General features: G+C 71.4%; 14 protein-coding genes. 4 read left to right on the top strand and 10 right to left on the bottom strand.

The window, feature by feature from the left end; all coding sequences use genetic code 11:
- The first annotated feature begins 145 nt into the window (after window positions 1-145).
- Window positions 146-361, top strand: a complete 216-nt coding sequence (locus ACN263_RS30935; protein ID WP_007454329.1) for a DUF3073 domain-containing protein — start codon at window positions 146-148, stop codon at window positions 359-361.
- A 142-nt stretch (window positions 362-503) separates the two neighbouring features.
- On the opposite strand, the gene amcA is transcribed toward ACN263_RS30935, so the two are convergent.
- The 5 genes from amcA to ACN263_RS30910 all read right to left on the bottom strand — a co-directional run bounded on the left by amcA (window position 504) and on the right by ACN263_RS30910 (window position 5,216).
- Window positions 504-740: a multiple cyclophane-containing RiPP AmcA gene (gene amcA, locus ACN263_RS30930; RefSeq protein ID WP_422737713.1), complete on the bottom strand. Its 237-nt coding sequence runs from the start codon at window positions 738-740 to the stop codon at window positions 504-506.
- Window positions 709-1,812 carry a cyclophane-forming radical SAM peptide maturase AmcB gene (amcB, locus tag ACN263_RS30925; protein WP_422740882.1) on the bottom strand — a complete coding sequence of 368 codons (1,104 nt, stop codon included), beginning with the start codon at window positions 1,810-1,812 and terminating at the stop codon, window positions 709-711. The genes amcA and amcB overlap by 32 nt, the downstream gene beginning before the upstream one ends.
- Before the next feature lie 126 nt (window positions 1,813-1,938).
- On the bottom strand, window positions 1,939-3,093 hold the full coding sequence (gene purM / locus ACN263_RS30920) for a phosphoribosylformylglycinamidine cyclo-ligase (RefSeq protein ID WP_355048408.1): 1,155 nt from the start codon (window positions 3,091-3,093) through the stop codon (window positions 1,939-1,941).
- A 62-nt stretch (window positions 3,094-3,155) separates the two neighbouring features.
- Window positions 3,156-4,694: an amidophosphoribosyltransferase gene (gene purF / locus ACN263_RS30915; protein WP_355048409.1), complete on the bottom strand. Its 1,539-nt coding sequence runs from the start codon at window positions 4,692-4,694 to the stop codon at window positions 3,156-3,158.
- 168 nt (window positions 4,695-4,862) lie between these two features.
- Window positions 4,863-5,216: a sterol carrier family protein gene (locus tag ACN263_RS30910; RefSeq protein WP_422737712.1), complete on the bottom strand. Its 354-nt coding sequence runs from the start codon at window positions 5,214-5,216 to the stop codon at window positions 4,863-4,865.
- Window positions 5,217-5,376: 160 nt separating this feature from the next.
- Between ACN263_RS30910 and ACN263_RS30905 the strand changes: the two genes are divergently transcribed.
- Complete coding sequence (locus ACN263_RS30905; RefSeq protein WP_422737711.1) at window positions 5,377-7,404, top strand: hypothetical protein; 2,028 nt, start codon at window positions 5,377-5,379, stop codon at window positions 7,402-7,404.
- A 188-nt stretch (window positions 7,405-7,592) separates the two neighbouring features.
- Here the strand turns inward: ACN263_RS30905 and ACN263_RS30900 are convergent, their stop codons facing one another.
- The 4 genes from ACN263_RS30900 to purS are packed head-to-tail and all read right to left on the bottom strand — an operon-like array spanning window position 7,593 to window position 12,057.
- Entirely contained in the window at window positions 7,593-8,348 is a 756-nt protein-coding gene (locus ACN263_RS30900; RefSeq protein ID WP_422740881.1) for a 2-phosphosulfolactate phosphatase, read from the bottom strand.
- A 4-nt stretch (window positions 8,349-8,352) separates the two neighbouring features.
- The gene (gene purL / locus ACN263_RS30895; RefSeq protein ID WP_422737710.1) at window positions 8,353-11,058 is read right to left on the bottom strand and encodes a phosphoribosylformylglycinamidine synthase subunit PurL; all 2,706 of its coding nucleotides are present in this window, start codon (window positions 11,056-11,058) and stop codon (window positions 8,353-8,355) included.
- A gap of 55 nt (window positions 11,059-11,113) precedes the next feature.
- Window positions 11,114-11,797 (bottom strand): phosphoribosylformylglycinamidine synthase subunit PurQ, encoded by a 684-nt coding sequence (gene purQ / locus ACN263_RS30890; protein ID WP_422737709.1) that lies wholly within the window; start codon window positions 11,795-11,797, stop codon window positions 11,114-11,116.
- Window positions 11,794-12,057 (bottom strand): phosphoribosylformylglycinamidine synthase subunit PurS, encoded by a 264-nt coding sequence (gene purS / locus ACN263_RS30885; protein ID WP_007454310.1) that lies wholly within the window; start codon window positions 12,055-12,057, stop codon window positions 11,794-11,796. The genes purQ and purS overlap by 4 nt, the downstream gene beginning before the upstream one ends.
- Window positions 12,058-12,414: 357 nt before the next feature.
- Between purS and ACN263_RS30880 the strand changes: the two genes are divergently transcribed.
- Window positions 12,415-13,098 carry a S1 family peptidase gene (locus tag ACN263_RS30880; RefSeq protein WP_422737708.1) on the top strand — a complete coding sequence of 228 codons (684 nt, stop codon included), beginning with the start codon at window positions 12,415-12,417 and terminating at the stop codon, window positions 13,096-13,098.
- A 23-nt stretch (window positions 13,099-13,121) separates the two neighbouring features.
- The gene (locus tag ACN263_RS30875; protein ID WP_422737707.1) at window positions 13,122-13,685 is read left to right on the top strand and encodes a YbjQ family protein; all 564 of its coding nucleotides are present in this window, start codon (window positions 13,122-13,124) and stop codon (window positions 13,683-13,685) included.
- A gap of 98 nt (window positions 13,686-13,783) precedes the next feature.
- On the opposite strand, the gene purB is transcribed toward ACN263_RS30875, so the two are convergent.
- Window positions 13,784-15,208 carry an adenylosuccinate lyase gene (gene purB, locus ACN263_RS30870; protein WP_422737706.1) on the bottom strand — a complete coding sequence of 475 codons (1,425 nt, stop codon included), beginning with the start codon at window positions 15,206-15,208 and terminating at the stop codon, window positions 13,784-13,786.
- Window positions 15,209-15,231 lie beyond the last annotated feature (23 nt).

Below are 15,231 nucleotides of genomic sequence, written 5' to 3'. Positions count from 1 at the left end.
TCGCCGCGACGCGCAGAGCCGGCTGACGGTAACCCGAGGTGCCGAACGATGGCATCCCCATGTACCGTAAGAGCCACGAGAGATGCCTGACGTCATCGGGGCCCGCCTTCGGGCTGCCCCGCATTCTGTGCGAGGGGGTCGAGCCATGGGGCGCGGCCGTGCTAAGGCCAAGCAGACGAAGGTGGCCCGGGAGTTGAAGTACCACTCCCCGAACACCGACCTCACCGCCTTGCAGCGCGAACTGGCGGGTGCTGGTAAGTCTGAGCACCACTTCGACGACGACTCAAAAGAGTTCGTCGACGACGATGATGAGAATCACGCGGACGACGACCCGGATCCCTGGGTCCGTCCGACCCGCTGACCTCTCGACGCAGCTGAGCACGCGGTAACCCCCGCGTGCTCACGCATGTGTCCTTCGGGAGCGAGATCGGTGCCGATCATCAGGGGCCTGCCCTGGCCGGGGACAACTCCGACCGACCGACAGGCCCCTGATCACGGCCGCCCTAGCGCGGCCGGTTGTTCCAGTTGTAGAAGGTCGGGATGTTCTCGAAGTGGTTCCAGGCGCAGACGGCACTGACGCCGTCGCCGCCCGGCACCTCGGCCCGCAGCCGCCGCGCGTCCGCGGCCTCCTGCAACAGCGCGACAAGCCCGGGGGCGGCCTCCCGCACGCGTTCGGTGACGTCGTCCGGGGCATCGTCCGCTTCGCGCTCAGGCCGCCGGTGACTGGTGGTCTCGGGCATGCTCCAACACTCCCTCCAATAGGCGGATCTTGCTGTTGCGGCAGTGCTCGGTCTCCGTACCGTCAAAACGCCCCAGCTCGAAGTAACGGTTGGCGGCGTGGCCGCCACCACAGAAGCCGAAGTACGGGCACGACGCCCGACACGCTTCCACCCCGGTCAGAAACTCGCCGACCCACGGAGTCGACGTGGCACCGGCCAGGATCCGGGCCAGCGGGGTGGTCAGCACGTTCCCGCTGCTGAAGTCGTCGTAGTGCGGATCGGTGAAGCCGGCCAACTCCGGGGAGAGCACCGTCACCGACCCGTCGTGCCCAATGGTCGGTATCGGATCCAACCGGCGGGGCAACACACCGTCCGCCGTGCCGTCGAGGACCGCCGCCGCGTACCGCAACGACCACTCGACCTCCCGGAGATGGATCCGGGGGGCCCGCCGCCAGGCCGTCACCAACTCTGCCCAGAACGTGGTCACCGCCGCCGGGTCGTGGCTGTTGTCCCGGGTGTTGACGCCCTCGGTCTCCTCGATGTTGATGCCCAGCACATCGCAGCCCAGGTCGAGGAAGTAGTCGTACAGCTCCGCGGCGAGCCCCGGCGCCGGCCGGGACACCACGGCCAGCGCGGAGAAGGGCAGGCCGTGCCGACGCAGCGCGGCCACACCGCGCAGGATCCGGTCGTACGCCGGCTGACCGCCCCGGTTGACCCGGTCCCCGTTGCGCTCGCGCGGCCCGTCGACGCTCACGCTCACCCGCATCTCGTGCCGGGCGAAGAACTCGCACCACTCGTCGTCGATCAACGTCGCGTTCGTCTGCACATGGTGTTCGACCTCCGGGCCGAAGGGCGCGATCAGGGCGGCCAGGTGGTCCCGACCGGCCGCCAGCGGCTCGCCGCCGTGCCACACCACGGAGAAGCGCCCGGCGGCCGCCCACGGATTGACCGCCGCCGCCACCGCCTCGGCCACCGGCACCGACATCCGCCGGTCGACGGCCCGGAACGGCAGGTAGCAGTACGCGCAGTCGAGGTTGCACAGGGTGGTGGGCTGCATGACGACGTACGACGGGACCGCGGCCAGTCCGCGCATCCCGCTGAACATCGGTTCCCCAGCAGCCATCACCCTCCTCCGCCCAGCCCGAGCCTTTCAGGCTAGGCGGCGCCGGCCACTCGGGTGAAGCCCTGATCAGGTACCCGTACGGTCACCGGAGCGTGATCATCCCCGGGTGTGCTGACCCACCATCTGCACGTTGCCGGTGCCCTCGATGATCTCGCCCGCCTGCCATGCCTCGACCCCACGGCCGGTGAGCGTGGCCAGGGCGCGGTCGGCGTCCTCGGCGGAGACGATCGCGAACATGCCGACGCCCATGTTGAACGTCGACTCCATGTCCTGGTCGTCGATCCGACCCTTGGACTGGATCAGGTCGAAGATGGGCTGCGGCTTCCAGGTGGACCGGTTGACCACCGCGTCGACGTGCTCGGGAAGGACCCGCACCAGGTTGCCCGGGATGCCGCCGCCGGTGATGTGCGACAGCGCCCGCACCTCGGCCTCCTCGATCAGCTTGAGGCAGTCCTTGGCGTAGATCTTGGTGGGAGTCAGCAGCTCCTCACCGAGGGTCCGCTGCCGGCCGAAGTCGTCGATCACGATGTCCAGTCGCATCCGGGCCGCACCGAGCAGCACGTGCCGGACCAGGGAGTAGCCGTTGGAGTGCAGACCGGAGGAGCGCATGGCGATGACCACGTCACCCACCTCGACGCGCTCCGGGCTGAGGATGTCGGCCTCCTCGACCACACCGACGCCGGTCGCGGAGATGTCGTACTCGTCCGGGCGCAGCACACCGGGGTGCTCGGCGGTCTCCCCGCCCAGCAGCGCGCAGCCGGCGTACCGGCAGCCGTCGGCGATGCCCGCGCCGATCTCGGCCACCTTGTCCGGCACGACCTCGCCGGTGGCGATGTAGTCGAGCAGGAAGAGCGGCTCGGCGCCGCAGGCCACCAGGTCGTCGACGACCATCGCGACCAGGTCGATGCCGACCGTGTCGTGGATGTCCATCTGCTGGGCGATGACCAGCTTGGTGCCCACACCATCGGTCGAGGACGCCAGGATCGGGTTCTTGTACTTCTTCGTGTCCAGCCGGAACAGGCCGGCGAAGCCGCCGAGGTCGCCCAGCACCTCGGGGCGCCGGGTCTCCCGCACCTTCGACTTCAGCAGCTCGACCGCGCGGTCGCCCGCGTCGATGGAGACCCCGGCGTCGGCGTACGAGACGGAGCGCTTGCCCCGCTGGCGGCCGGCACCACCCGTCCACGGCTGGTGGTCGCTACCAGCGCCGTTCGGGCTGCTTCCTGCGCCGCTGCGCTCGGACACGTGCGTCACGGTTCTCCCCTTTTGTGGTTCTCGGTGCCGCGCCGGCGGTGGCCGGGCCGCGCCGGTTGGTGCTACGGGCGGTTTGCGGTCACGCCACCCGGAGTGGCGACGAGCGAGCCGAAGCTCTCCGGAGCCTCCGGCGTCGCGTTGGCGACCCGGCGGCCCATCCCTTCGAGGACGTGCTTGCCGATCAGGTTGCCAGCCGGCAGCTCGATCGGGTACTCCCCATCGAAACACGCCCGACACAGCCGAGTCTTCGGCTGCTCGGTCGCGGCGATCAGGCCGGGAAGTGAGACGTAGCCCAGCGTGTCGGCACCGATGGAGCGCCGGATGCCGTCGTTGTCCAGCCCGTTGGCCAGCAGCTCCGCCCGGGTGGCGAAGTCGATGCCGTAGAAGCACGGCCAACTGACCGGCGGGGAGGAGATCCGGACGTGCACCTCGAGCGCCCCCGCCTCGCGCAACATCCGGACGATGGCCCGCTGCGTGTTGCCGCGCACGATCGAGTCGTCCACGACCACCAGCCGCTTGCCCCGGACGTTCTGCCGCAGAGGATTGAGCTTGAGTCGGATGCCGAGCTGACGCAGGGTCTGCGACGGCTGGATGAAGGTACGCCCCACGTACGGGTTCTTCATGAGGCCCGCGCCGTAGGTGATGCCGGACGCCTCCGCGTAACCGATCGCGGCCGGCGTGCCGGACTCCGGCACCGGGATGACCAGGTCGGCCTCGACCGGGTGCTCCTTGGCCAACTGCCGGCCGATCTGCACCCGCGCGGCGTGCACGTTGCGCCCGGCGATGGTCGCGTCGGGACGGGCGATGTAGACGTACTCGAAGAGGCAGCCCTTCGGCTCGGGCGCGGCGAACCGGGTGGACCGCAACCCCTCCTCGTCGATCGCGATCAGCTCGCCGGGCTCGATCTCGCGCACCACGCTCGCGCCGACGATGTCCAGCGCGGCGGTCTCGCTCGCCACCACCCAGCCCCGTTCCAGCCGGCCGAGCACCAGCGGGCGTACGCCGTGCGGGTCGCGGGCCGCGTACAGCGTCGACTCGTCCATGAAGACGAAGCTGAACGCCCCGCGAAGCTGCGGCAGCACCTCGAGCGCGGCGGCCTCGACCGACAGGTCGGGGCGGCTGGCCAGCAGCATGGTCACCAGGGAGGTGTCGTTGGTCGAGCCGTCCGCGACCAGGCCGCGCTCGGCGACCTCCTTCTCCAACTCGGCGGTGTTGACCAGGTTGCCGTTGTGGGCCAACGCGATGGTCGTGCCGGAATCGGTCGACCGGATGGTCGGCTGGGCATTTTCCCAGTTGGACGCGCCGGTCGTGGAGTACCGGGCGTGCCCGATCGCCAGGTGGCCGCGCAGGCTGGCCAGGGTGGGCTCGTCGAAAACCTGGGCCACCAGGCCGAGATCCTTGTAGACCACCACGCCCGAGCCGTCGCTGACCGCGATGCCCGCCGCCTCCTGGCCGCGGTGCTGTAGGGCGTAGAGACCGAAGTAGGTCAGATTCGCGACCTCTTCGCCGGGGGCCCACACGCCGAAGACGCCGCAGGCATCCTGGGGGCCAGGTCGTTGGGGGTCAAGGTCGTGGCTCAGCCGGCCGTCGCCTCGGGGCACTACCGCTCCCTCATGCTGGTCTGGACCGGCCTGGCGGGGATCACGGGGCGGATCCACACTTCTCGGCCGGGACCACTGTCGTCGCCTGACAGTGTACGCGAGTCGGTGTCAATACAGATAGTCACGATTTCCCTGCCGAGAGTCACCATCACTCGGACATCGGCGCAGCTAGAGGGGCAGATATGCCGAGATGTCCGCCCGGATGCCACTCACCTGAACACGACCATCGGTGACCGCGTCAGCCCACTCGATCCGGCCGGTGGCCAGCTCCAACCAGGTCTGCGGCGACATCTCGACCACGTTCGGCGGGTTTCCTCTGGTGTGTCGAGGACCGGGGACGCACTGGATCGCACCGTATGGTGGGACGCGCACCTCCACCGATCGGCCGGGGGCGCGCTCCGCGAGGACGGCCAACAAGGACCGGACCGCCTCCCGGAGTACCGGCCGTTCGGGCGTACGCCCCTCGTCGAGCGCCGACAGAGCCGCCACGACGGCGGCGGACTTACTGTGCGGAGAGGACACGACGGGACGATACGACCCACAGGTGGAGCACCTGACGCTGGCCCTGGGTCGCGCCGATCCAGTGAGACAAGGCATAGTGGCCGACGGCGTATTCGTACCGTGATGATCCCCGGCCCGGCGCCCCGCCGACCGAGGGACGTCAGCCCGGAAGGCGGTGGACGTGTCAACACACCGACGTGCCTGGAAGCAGCGGGCCGGTGTGGTCGTAGCGCTGGTTGCCGGCGCTCTGCTCGCCGTCCCCGCCACACCGGCCATGGCCGCGGAGGTCGACGTCTCCCCCGGCTCGGTCACGGTGAACGCCGGCAGCGACGCAACGATCACCGTGCGCATCACCGGCGGTGACAACGACGAATCGGCGAAGGTCAGCCTCTCCGGCCTGCCGTCCGGCGTCAGCTGCGCCAGCGGCTGTGGCGATGTCAAACTCTCCGGCGGCGGCCTCGGCGGCCCGAAGGGGTCGGTGCTGGTCCGGATCGCGGCCAACGACAACGCCGGCGACGCGACCACGAACATCACGGTGGCGGTCGAAGCCGCCTCGGGCCCCGACACCGCAAACGTCTCGCTGACCGTCAAGGGCAAGGCCGCACCACCGCCTCCGCCGCAGAACCAGACGGTGAAGTCGGTCTCCGGCAAGGTGGTCGTGAAGGCGAACGGCGAGGCCGTGCCGAACGCGATCGTGATCCTCCAGGACACCGGCGGCCACCGCTACGACACGATCAGCGACGGCAGCGGCAACTTCCGGTTCAGTGGCAGCAGCCAGAACCCGATCACGCCCGGCCGGATCGACGTGGGCGCGTCGGCCAACAACATCAATGCGATCAAGAGCTTCAACGCCAGCGCCGGGCAGACCATCACCGGCCAGCGGATCAGCCTGGAGATCAAGGTCGAGGTGACGCCGAGCGCCACCCCGTCGCCCACCGCCGACGCCACCCCCACCGACGAGGCGACCGAGGAGGGTGCCGAGGAGCAGCCCTCCGAGGAGGCCAGCCCCGGTGCCCCGGCGAACGCCAGCAAGGAGGAGGACGACGGCGGCGGCTTCGGCTCGTACCTGATCATCCTGCTCGGCGGCCTGCTGGTCGCGGCCGGCGTCGGCACCATCGTCCTGCTCTGGATGAAGCGCCGCGAGAGCGGCGACGACGATGACGAGTTGGCGACGGCTGGCGCGGCCGGTGCCGGTGGTGCGGTGCCGGCGGCCCGCGGTGCCTTCCGTGGAGCCGACGACCAGACCCGGGTGGTCAACCGCGCCGGTGCCGGCCCCGACCCGACCATGGTCGGCGGCGCGGCGCTGAGCGAGGCGCCGACGATGATGCACCGCCCGGTCGTCGACGACGTCCCGCCGGACCCGTACGGCGCGCCGGCGCAGCCCTACGGCGCGGCGGACCAGCAAGGGTGGGGTGGCACCGGCTACGACGACGAACCCGGCCAGGGTGGCTACGGCGGCTACGGCAACGCCCCCGCCTCCGGTGGCGGCTACGGCACGGCGGCGACGCCGGACGGCGGCTACGGCGGTGGTGCGGACGGCTACGGCACCGCACCCGGCTCCGGCGCGGGCTACGGCGGCGCCACGGCCCCGGGCGGCGGCTACGGTAGCGCCCCCTCCTCGGGCGGTGGCTACGGCAGCCGGGACTACACCGCGCCGGCCGGCGCGGCCGGCTACCCGCCGGCTCCGGCCGGTGGGGCGGCCGGTGGCTACGGCGAGCGCTTCGACGAGCCGACCGGCCGGTACAACGGCGACAGCACGCAGTACCCGGCACCGGCCGACCCGTACGCCACCGGCGTGTACCAGCCGGAGCAGGGCCAGGGCTACGGCCAGCCCGATCCGACCGCCCCGTACGGCGGCGGTCGGGGGGCGGAACCGACCGGCGGCTACGGCCAGCAGACCAGCGGGTACGACCAAGGCGGCTACGGTCAGGCCGGCGGCGGGTACGAGCAGGGCGGCTACGGCCAGGAACCCCCGCAGCAACGCGGCGGCTACGACGAGCGAGGCTACGACCAGGGCGGCTACGGCCAGGGCGGTGGCGGGTACGAGCAGGGCGGCTACGGCCAGGAACCCCCGCAGCAACGCGGCGGCTACGACGACCGGGGCTACGACCAGGGCGGCTACGGCCAGCAGCAGGGTGGCCGGGCCCGTCCGGACACTCCCCCGCCCACCGAGCGGGGCGGCCGCCGCCTCGACTGGCTGGACGACTGAGCACCAGACATCACCCACACCACAGCCGAACGGCCGCCCGGAAAACCCGGCGGCCGTTCCGCTGTCCCCCCGCACCCCGTCTCACCCCGTCTCACTCCGTTGATCATGAAGTTATTGCCCCGACACGCCGAGCGCGGGGGCAATAACTTCATGATCAACGGGGAGGGACGGGGCCGGTGGGGGGTGGGTCAGGGGGTGGAGAAGACGCCTTGGCGGAGGACCGGCACCACATCGGACACGCCCACCTGGACGGCGATGTCGACGTCGGCCTCGAAACCGCCCTCGGTCAGCTCCCGACCGGAGACGCTGCCGCGTACCGCGGCGGGTACGTCCGGGGTGCTGGCCAGCGCGGCGAGCGCCATGGCCGCCTCCACGGAGAGACCGCCCGGCACACCGGACAGGGCATCCAGCACACTCGCCGCGCCGAGTTGGTCTTCGACCGAGGGGCGCAGCGACCCGTCCGGCCACCGCTCTCCCGAGGCGACCACGCCGATCGGGGCGTCCGTCGTCCCGTACCCCTGGCGGCGCAGCCAACGCCCGACGGCGCGTGCGTTACGCAGGCACGCCGCGACCACCGGCAGTCCGGTGGCGCTGGCGGCGGCGCTGATGGCCGAGCCGTTCGGCGAGGGCAGCACCAGGTCCGCGACCACCGGCGCGGCGCTCAACGCGGCGGGTGAGAGTGACCAGGGGTGATCGGCTGTCACCCGGCGACGTCCGACCGCCGCGACCGCGCCGACCCGCAGCGCGTACTCGGCGGCCTGCTCACCCCACGGGAAGGGGTGCACCCGCATGCCCCGGGCGACCGCCACCTCCACGGCGGTGGTGAACGAGAGCACGTCCACCACCACCAGCGCCGCGCAGACCCGGCCGAGTTCGGCCGCCCCGGTCAGGCCCCAGTCGAACCTGGCGCCTGACCCGGGCTGGCCGTAGACGGCCGCCGCCAACGCCTCAGCGCTCGTCAGGCGACGACTCGGTGGCACCGGACTCAGACTCGGACGGCTGCTCCGACCCGATCGGGTCGACAGCCCCGGTCTGCGGGGACGGGCCGGCCGAGGCGATCGGCTCGGAGAGCACCTCTGCCGGGTCCACCGGCTCGGCCGGGTCGCCCGGCAGCGGCACGGCCTCGACCGCACCCGCCACGCCGGCGGCCGGGGCGGGCACCTCGGCGACGGCGGGCTCCCCGGTCGCGGCAGCGGCCGGCTCGGACGCCTCGACGGCGGCGGTGCCACCGAAGAGGCGCGGCAGCGTCTCGGTGTGCGCGGCGCGCAGCTCGTCCAGGCCGATCCGGAACTGCCCGTGCACCTCGAGCGCCCCGCCGGACGGGTCGGTGACACCGATCAGCTCGAACGGCACGCCCCGCTCGGCGCAGAGCGCCGCGAACGCCTTGTCGTGGCCACGCGGCACCGACACCAGCGCCCGGGTGGCGGACTCGCTGAACAGGTAGACGAAAGGCATCGAGCCCTCGGCAAACTGCTCCGGCACCGCGATCCGGGCACCGACACCACGCCGCAGGCAGGACTCGACCAGGCTCTGGGCGAGACCACCGTCGGACAGGTCGTGCGCCGAGCTGAGGTGGCCCACCCGGGCGGCCTCGGCCAGGAGGTCGGCCAGCGCCTTCTCGCGGAGCAGGTCGACCTGCGGCGGGATGCCGCCGAGGTGCTCGTGCGTCACCCAGGCCCACTCCGAGCCGGACAGCTCCACGTTCGTCTCACCGAGCAGGTAGAGCTGGTCGTGGTCGCCGCCGGGACGCGGGACGAAGCCCATCGGCACCCGGTCGGCCACGTTGTCCAGCACGCCCAGCACGCCGACCACCGGGGTCGGGTGGATGGCCGCCGCGCCGGTCTGGTTGTAGAAGCTGACGTTGCCGCCGGTCACCGGGATGCCCAGCTCCAGGCAGCCGTCCGCGAGGCCGCGCACGGCCTCGGCGAACTGCCACATCACGCCCGGGTCCTCCGGCGAGCCGAAGTTGAGGCAGTTGGTGACGGCGATCGGCTTCGCGCCGGTCACCGCCACGTTCCGGTACGCCTCGGCGAGCGCCAGCTTGGTGCCGTGGTACGGGTCGAGCCGGGCGTACCGGCCGTTGCCGTCGACCGACAGCGCCACACCGAGCCCGGTCTGCTCGTCGATCCGGATCACGCCGCCGTCCTCCGGCTGGGCGAGCACGGTGTTGCCCAGCACGTAGCGGTCGTACTGCTCGGTGACCCAGGTCTTGTCGGCCAGGTTCGGCGACGCGATCATGCGCAGCAGGGTCTCCCGCAGCGCGTCCGGGTCGGCCGGGCGGGGCAGCGTCTCGGCCCGGTCGGCCTGGAGCAGGATCAGGTCGGCCGGCTCACGCATCGGCCGGGCGTAGACGGGGCCGTCGTCGACGAGCGAACCCGGCGGCACGTCCACGACGAGGTGGTCCCGCCAGGTGATCAGCAGGCGACCCGGGCGGCCGTCCGGCTCCGGTGCGGTGACCTCGCCGATCGCGGTGGCGAGCACGCCCCACTTCTCACAGGTCTTCAGCACCGCTTCGAGCTTGTCCGGCTCGACGACCAGCAGCATCCGCTCCTGGGACTCGCTGGCCAGGATCTCGTGCGGGTCCATCGAGGGCTCGCGCAGCGGGACCCGCTCCAGCCAGACCCGCATGCCGGTGCCGGCCGCCGCGGCGGTCTCGGTGAGCGCGCAGGTCAGCCCGGCGCCGCCCAGGTCCTGGATGCCGACGACGAGCTGGCCGTCGTACAGCTCCAGGCACGCCTCGATCAGCAGCTTCTCGGTGAACGGGTCACCGACCTGCACGGCGGGGCGACGCCCCTCGCTGCCCTCGTCGAAGGTGGCGCTGGCCAGCACCGACACGCCGCCGATGCCGTCCCGGCCGGTCTTGGCGCCCATCAGCACGACCACGTTGCCGGGGCCGGCGGCGGCCTTGTTCTGCAGGCGGTCGACCGGCAGCACGCCCAGGCAGAGCGCGTTGAGCAGCGGGTTGCCCTGGTACGACGGGTCGAAGACCAGCTCACCGCCGATGTTGGGCAGACCGAGGCAGTTGCCGTAGCCGCCGACGCCGGCGACCACGCCGGTGAGCACCCGGGCGGTGTCCGGGTGGTCCGCGGCACCGAAGCGCAGCGGGTCCATGACCGCGACCGGGCGGGCACCCATGGCGAGGATGTCCCGGACGATGCCGCCGACGCCGGTCGCGGCGCCCTGGTACGGCTCGACGAAGCTCGGGTGGTTGTGCGACTCGACCTTGAAGGTCACCGCCAGCTTGTCGGAGACCTGCACGACACCGGCGTTCTCACCGATGCCGGCGAGCAGGCGGTCGCTCTGCGGGGCCTTCTCACCGAACTGGCGCAGGTGCACCTTGCTCGACTTGTAGGAGCAGTGCTCGCTCCACATGATCGAGTACATGGCCAGCTCGGACTGGGTGGGTCGACGGCCGAGGATCTGCCGGATCCGGTCGTACTCGTCGTCGCGCAGGCCCAGCTCGGTGTACGGCTGCAACTCGCCCGGGGTGCCGTCGGCACGCGGCACGGTGTCCACGCCGTCGGTCCAGTCGGCAGTCGCCGGCCGCGCGGGAGCGGCCGCCGGGGCGGTGGGCTGCGCCGGCGGCTCGGTCGGTTGCGCCGGGGCGGAGTACGCCTCCGGAGTGTCCCGTACCGGGTCCGGATGGGTGGTCATGACCTCTCCTCGCTGCGCTCGTGCCCGCCGGGCCGGCGGTTGAGCTGACCGATGCTCACGCTGGGGTCCCCACCAGGTGCTTGAGGACCGAGGTGAAGAAGCCGAGGCCGTCCAGCGAGGGGCCGGTGAGCGCCTCCACCGCGTGCTCGGGGTGCGGCATGATGCCGACAACGTTGCCGGCGGGGTTGGTGATCGCGGCGATGTCGCGCTGCGACCCGTTCGGGTTACCGCCGACGTAGCGGGCGACGACCCGACCCTCGGCTTCGAGCTGGTCCAGCGTCGCGGTGTCGGCGACGTAGCAGCCCTCGCCGTTCTTGACCGGGATCAGCACCTCCTGGCCGGCCTGGAACGCGTTGGTCCACGCGGTGCCGGCCGACTCGATGCGCAGGACCTGGTCCCGGTTGCGGAAGTGCAGGTGCTGGTTGCGGGTGAGCGCGCCCGGCAGCAGGTGCGCCTCGCAGAGGATCTGGAAGCCGTTGCAGATGCCGAGCACCGGCAGACCGCCCTGGGCGGCGTCCACGATCGTCTCCATCACCGGGGCGAACCGGGCGATGGCGCCGCAGCGCAGGTAGTCGCCGTAGGAGAAGCCGCCGGGCAGGACGACGGCGTCCACCCCGTGCAGGCTCTCGTCACCGTGCCAGAGCCGGACCGGCTCGGCGCCGGCGATCCGGACGGCGCGGGCCGCGTCCCCGTCGTCGAGCGAGCCGGGGAAGGTGACCACACCGACCCGGGCGGTCACGAGCGGGCGTCCGCGGTCTCGTCGGTCTCGACCAGGCGGACGGTGAAGTCCTCGATGACCGGGTTGGCGAGCAGCTTGTCGGCGATCTCCCGGGCCCGGTCCAGGTCCGGTTCACCGGTGAAGTCGATCTCGATCCGCCTGCCGATCCGGACTGAGGCGACGTCGCTGACGCCGAGCCGGGGCAGCGCGTTTGCGACGGCCTGGCCCTGCGGATCGAGGATCTCGGGCTTGAGCATGACGTCGACGACGACGCGAGGCACTGGGCACTCCTGACTGTGTACGCAGTTGGGTGCCTACCCACAACGGGCGAGCGCAGCCAGCGTACCTGGCAGATTCCGTCGCGGACGCACCGGCCGGGCGCAGTTCAGGCAGTGATCCACATAACCGGCGGCGAGTGCGCTCCGCCACGCGGGACAGGCCACCTCAGCAGGGCATATACGGCGCAGCGGGTGGCCGAATCGTTACATTGAACGATCTCGATCAAGTTCTTGAAAATGATCCTCGTCGGCCCTACAGTACATCGACATGGCTCGATGCCAGCGGCGACGGGGACCTCCCGTCGCCGCCACCGGGCACCCGGCGACCCCGGGCCCCATCCCGCCCCAAGGAGTCCAGCGATGCGCGTTCGTCCCCTGCTCGCCCTGATCAGCACGGCGCTGGTCGGCGCCCTCGCCGCCCCGACCGGCGCGTCCGCCGCCCCGGCCGGCCCGCAACCCATCATCGGCGGCGGCACCGTCTCGTCCGCGCCCTGGGCCGCCGCCGTGTTCAGCAACGGCTCGTTCACCTGCTCCGGCAGCGTGATCGCCGCGCAGTGGGTACTCACCGCCCGGCACTGCATCAGCGGCACGATGTCCGTCCGGGTCGGCAGCGTCTACCGCGCCTCGGGCGGGGTGACCCGTACCGTCAGCGCCACCTACACCCGGAACGACCTGGCCCTCATGCGCCTCTCCAGCACCGTCAGCACCTCGACGGTCTCCCTGGCGAACAGCAACCCGCCGGTCGGCTCGACCAACTCGATCTACGGCTGGGGCATGACCTGCTACAGCGGCTGCTCCGCGTCCAGCCAGCTCAAGACCGCGACCGTCCAGGTGACCAGCACCAACGTCACCGACGCGTACGGCGGTCAGGCCATTCGCAGCACCCGGATCAACGGCAACGCCTGGCGGGGCGACTCCGGCGGCCCGCAGTTCTACAACGGCCAGCAGGTCGGCGTCGCCTCCACGGCCGACGGCTACAACATCCAGAACTACGGCAGCGTCGCGTACAACCGGGCCTGGATCACCTCGGTGGCCGGTGTCTGACGGTTAGCGCCCGTGCGGCGCGGATGGTCGGCTGCGCGCCGGCCGTCCGCGCCGCGCCGTTTTGCAGCATCCGATCAGGTGAACACGCCACCCGATCGGGTCGCGCTACTCCTGACAGCATCGGAAACGTGCTGGTCGTGACGACAGAGCAACTGCCCGGCTACGAGATCCGCCAGATTCTCGGTGAGGTGGTGTCATCGATGGCCAGGACGCGCAACCCGTACCGCGAGGGGGTCAAGAACCTGCGCGGTGGCGCGTACGACCCGATGGCCCCGGACAACCTGACCCGGTGGCGTACCGACTCGGTGACCCGCCTCGGCGAGGAGGCCCTGCGACTCGGCGCGAACGCCGTGATCGGCATGCGCTTCGACAGCCGGGACTGCGGCGAGATGTGGATGGAGATCTGCGCGTACGGCACGGCGGTCGTCGCCGTACCCACGATGCCCGAGACCATGCCGCCCGACCAGCCGGCGGTGGCGGCGGAGACCGCCACCGACCCGGCCTTCGCGGAGTCCCTGGGCGGCATCGCCGAACCCGCGAGCGCCCCGAACCTGAGAACAGCCGCCGAAACCCCCACCGGCGACTAGCTAGGACCCGATCCGATCCGGTTGATCATGAAGTTATTGCCCTGCGCACCGGCGTGTCGCGGCAATAACTTCATGATCACCGGGCCAAACCCCCCGGGTTACAGGATGGGGGGTGGGGTGTAGGTGGCGGCGTGGGGGTGGGTTTCCACGACCTTGGTGATTCTGCGGGTTACCGACTCCACCTGGGATTTGGCCGCTCCTGCGAAGGCGGTGCGGTCGGCCACCAGGGTGTCGATGTCGGCGCGGGACAGGCCGAGGCGGCCGTCGGCGGCCAGGCGGTCGAAGAGATCGTTCTCCGGGGCGCCCTTCTCGCGCATGGCCAGCGCCACCGCCACCGCGTGCTCCTTGATCACCTCGTGGGCGACCTCTCGGCCGACGCCACGCCGGACCGCCGCCACCAGGATCTTGGTGGTCGCCAGGAAGGGCAGGAAGCGCTCCAGCTCCCGGTTGATAACCGCCGGGTACGCGCCGAACTCGTCGAGCACCGTCAGGAAGGTCTGGAACAGCCCGTCGGCGGCGAAGAACGCGTCCGGCAGGGCCACCCGGCGGACCACCGAGCAGGACACGTCCCCCTCGTTCCACTGGTCGCCCGCCAGCTCGCCGACCATCGACAGGTAACCCCGGATGATCACCGCGAAGCCGTTCACCCGCTCGGACGAACGGGTGTTCATCTTGTGCGGCATGGCGCTGGAACCGACCTGACCCGGCTTGAAGCCCTCGGTGACCAGCTCCTGGCCGACCATCAGGCGGATCGTGGTGGCCAGCGACGACGGCGCGGCGGCGGTCTGCGCCAACGCGGCCAGCACGTCGAAGTCCAGCGAACGCGGGTAGACCTGCCCGACGCTGTCCAGCACCCGCGAGAAGCCCAGGTGCTCGGCGACCCGGCGCTCCAGCTCGGCGACCTTGTCGGCGTCGCCGTCGAAGAGGTCGAGCTGGTCGGCGGCCGTGCCCACCGGGCCCTTGATGCCGCGCAGCGGGTAGCGGGCGATCAGCTCCTCCAGCCGCTCGTACGCGATGAGCAGCTCCTCCGCCGCCGACGCGAAGCGCTTGCCCAGCGTGGTGGCCTGCGCCGCCACGTTGTGCGAGCGGCCGGTCATGACCAGCTCGGAGTGCTCGTACGCGAGCCACGCCAGCCGGGCCAGGGTCGCCACCACCCGGTCCCGGATCAGCTCCAGCGAGGCGCGCACCTGAAGCTGCTCGACGTTCTCGGTGAGATCCCGCGAGGTCATCCCCTTGTGCACGTGCTCGTGCCCGGCCAGCGCGCTGAACTCCTCGATGCGGGCCTTCACGTCGTGCCGGGTGACCCGCTCCCGCTCGGCGATCGACGCCAGGTCGACCTGGTCGAGCACCCGCTCGTACGCCTCGACCACCCCGTCCGGGACGGCCACGCCCAGGTCACGCTGCGCGCGGAGCACGGCGAGCCAGAGCCGCCGTTCCATCCGGACCTTCTCCTCGGGCGACCAGAGGGCGACCAACTCGGGCGAGGCGTACCGGTTGGCGAGCACGTTCGGGATCGTCGTCACGTACCTCATTGTCCCGCACCCGT

It is taken from the genome of Micromonospora sp. WMMD729 (assembly GCF_049315225.1).
GTDB lineage: Bacteria > Actinomycetota > Actinomycetes > Mycobacteriales > Micromonosporaceae > Micromonospora.
This window is presented reverse-complemented; position numbering and strand designations above follow the sequence as displayed.

Bases quoted from the DNA above. Each gene is read 5' to 3' on its own strand.
- ACN263_RS30935 (WP_007454329.1), top strand. From the start codon at position 146: ATGGGGCGCGGCCGTGCTAAGGCCAAGCAGACGAAGGTGGCCCGGGAG.
- amcA (WP_422737713.1), bottom strand. From the start codon at position 740: ATGCCCGAGACCACCAGTCACCGGCGGCCTGAGCGCGAAGCGGACGAT.
- amcB (WP_422740882.1), bottom strand. From the start codon at position 1,812: ATGCGCGGACTGGCCGCGGTCCCGTCGTACGTCGTCATGCAGCCCACC.
- purL (WP_422737710.1), bottom strand. From the start codon at position 11,058: ATGACCACCCATCCGGACCCGGTACGGGACACTCCGGAGGCGTACTCC.
- ACN263_RS30880 (WP_422737708.1), top strand. From the start codon at position 12,415: ATGCGCGTTCGTCCCCTGCTCGCCCTGATCAGCACGGCGCTGGTCGGC.
- ACN263_RS30875 (WP_422737707.1), top strand. From the start codon at position 13,122: ATGGTCGGCTGCGCGCCGGCCGTCCGCGCCGCGCCGTTTTGCAGCATC.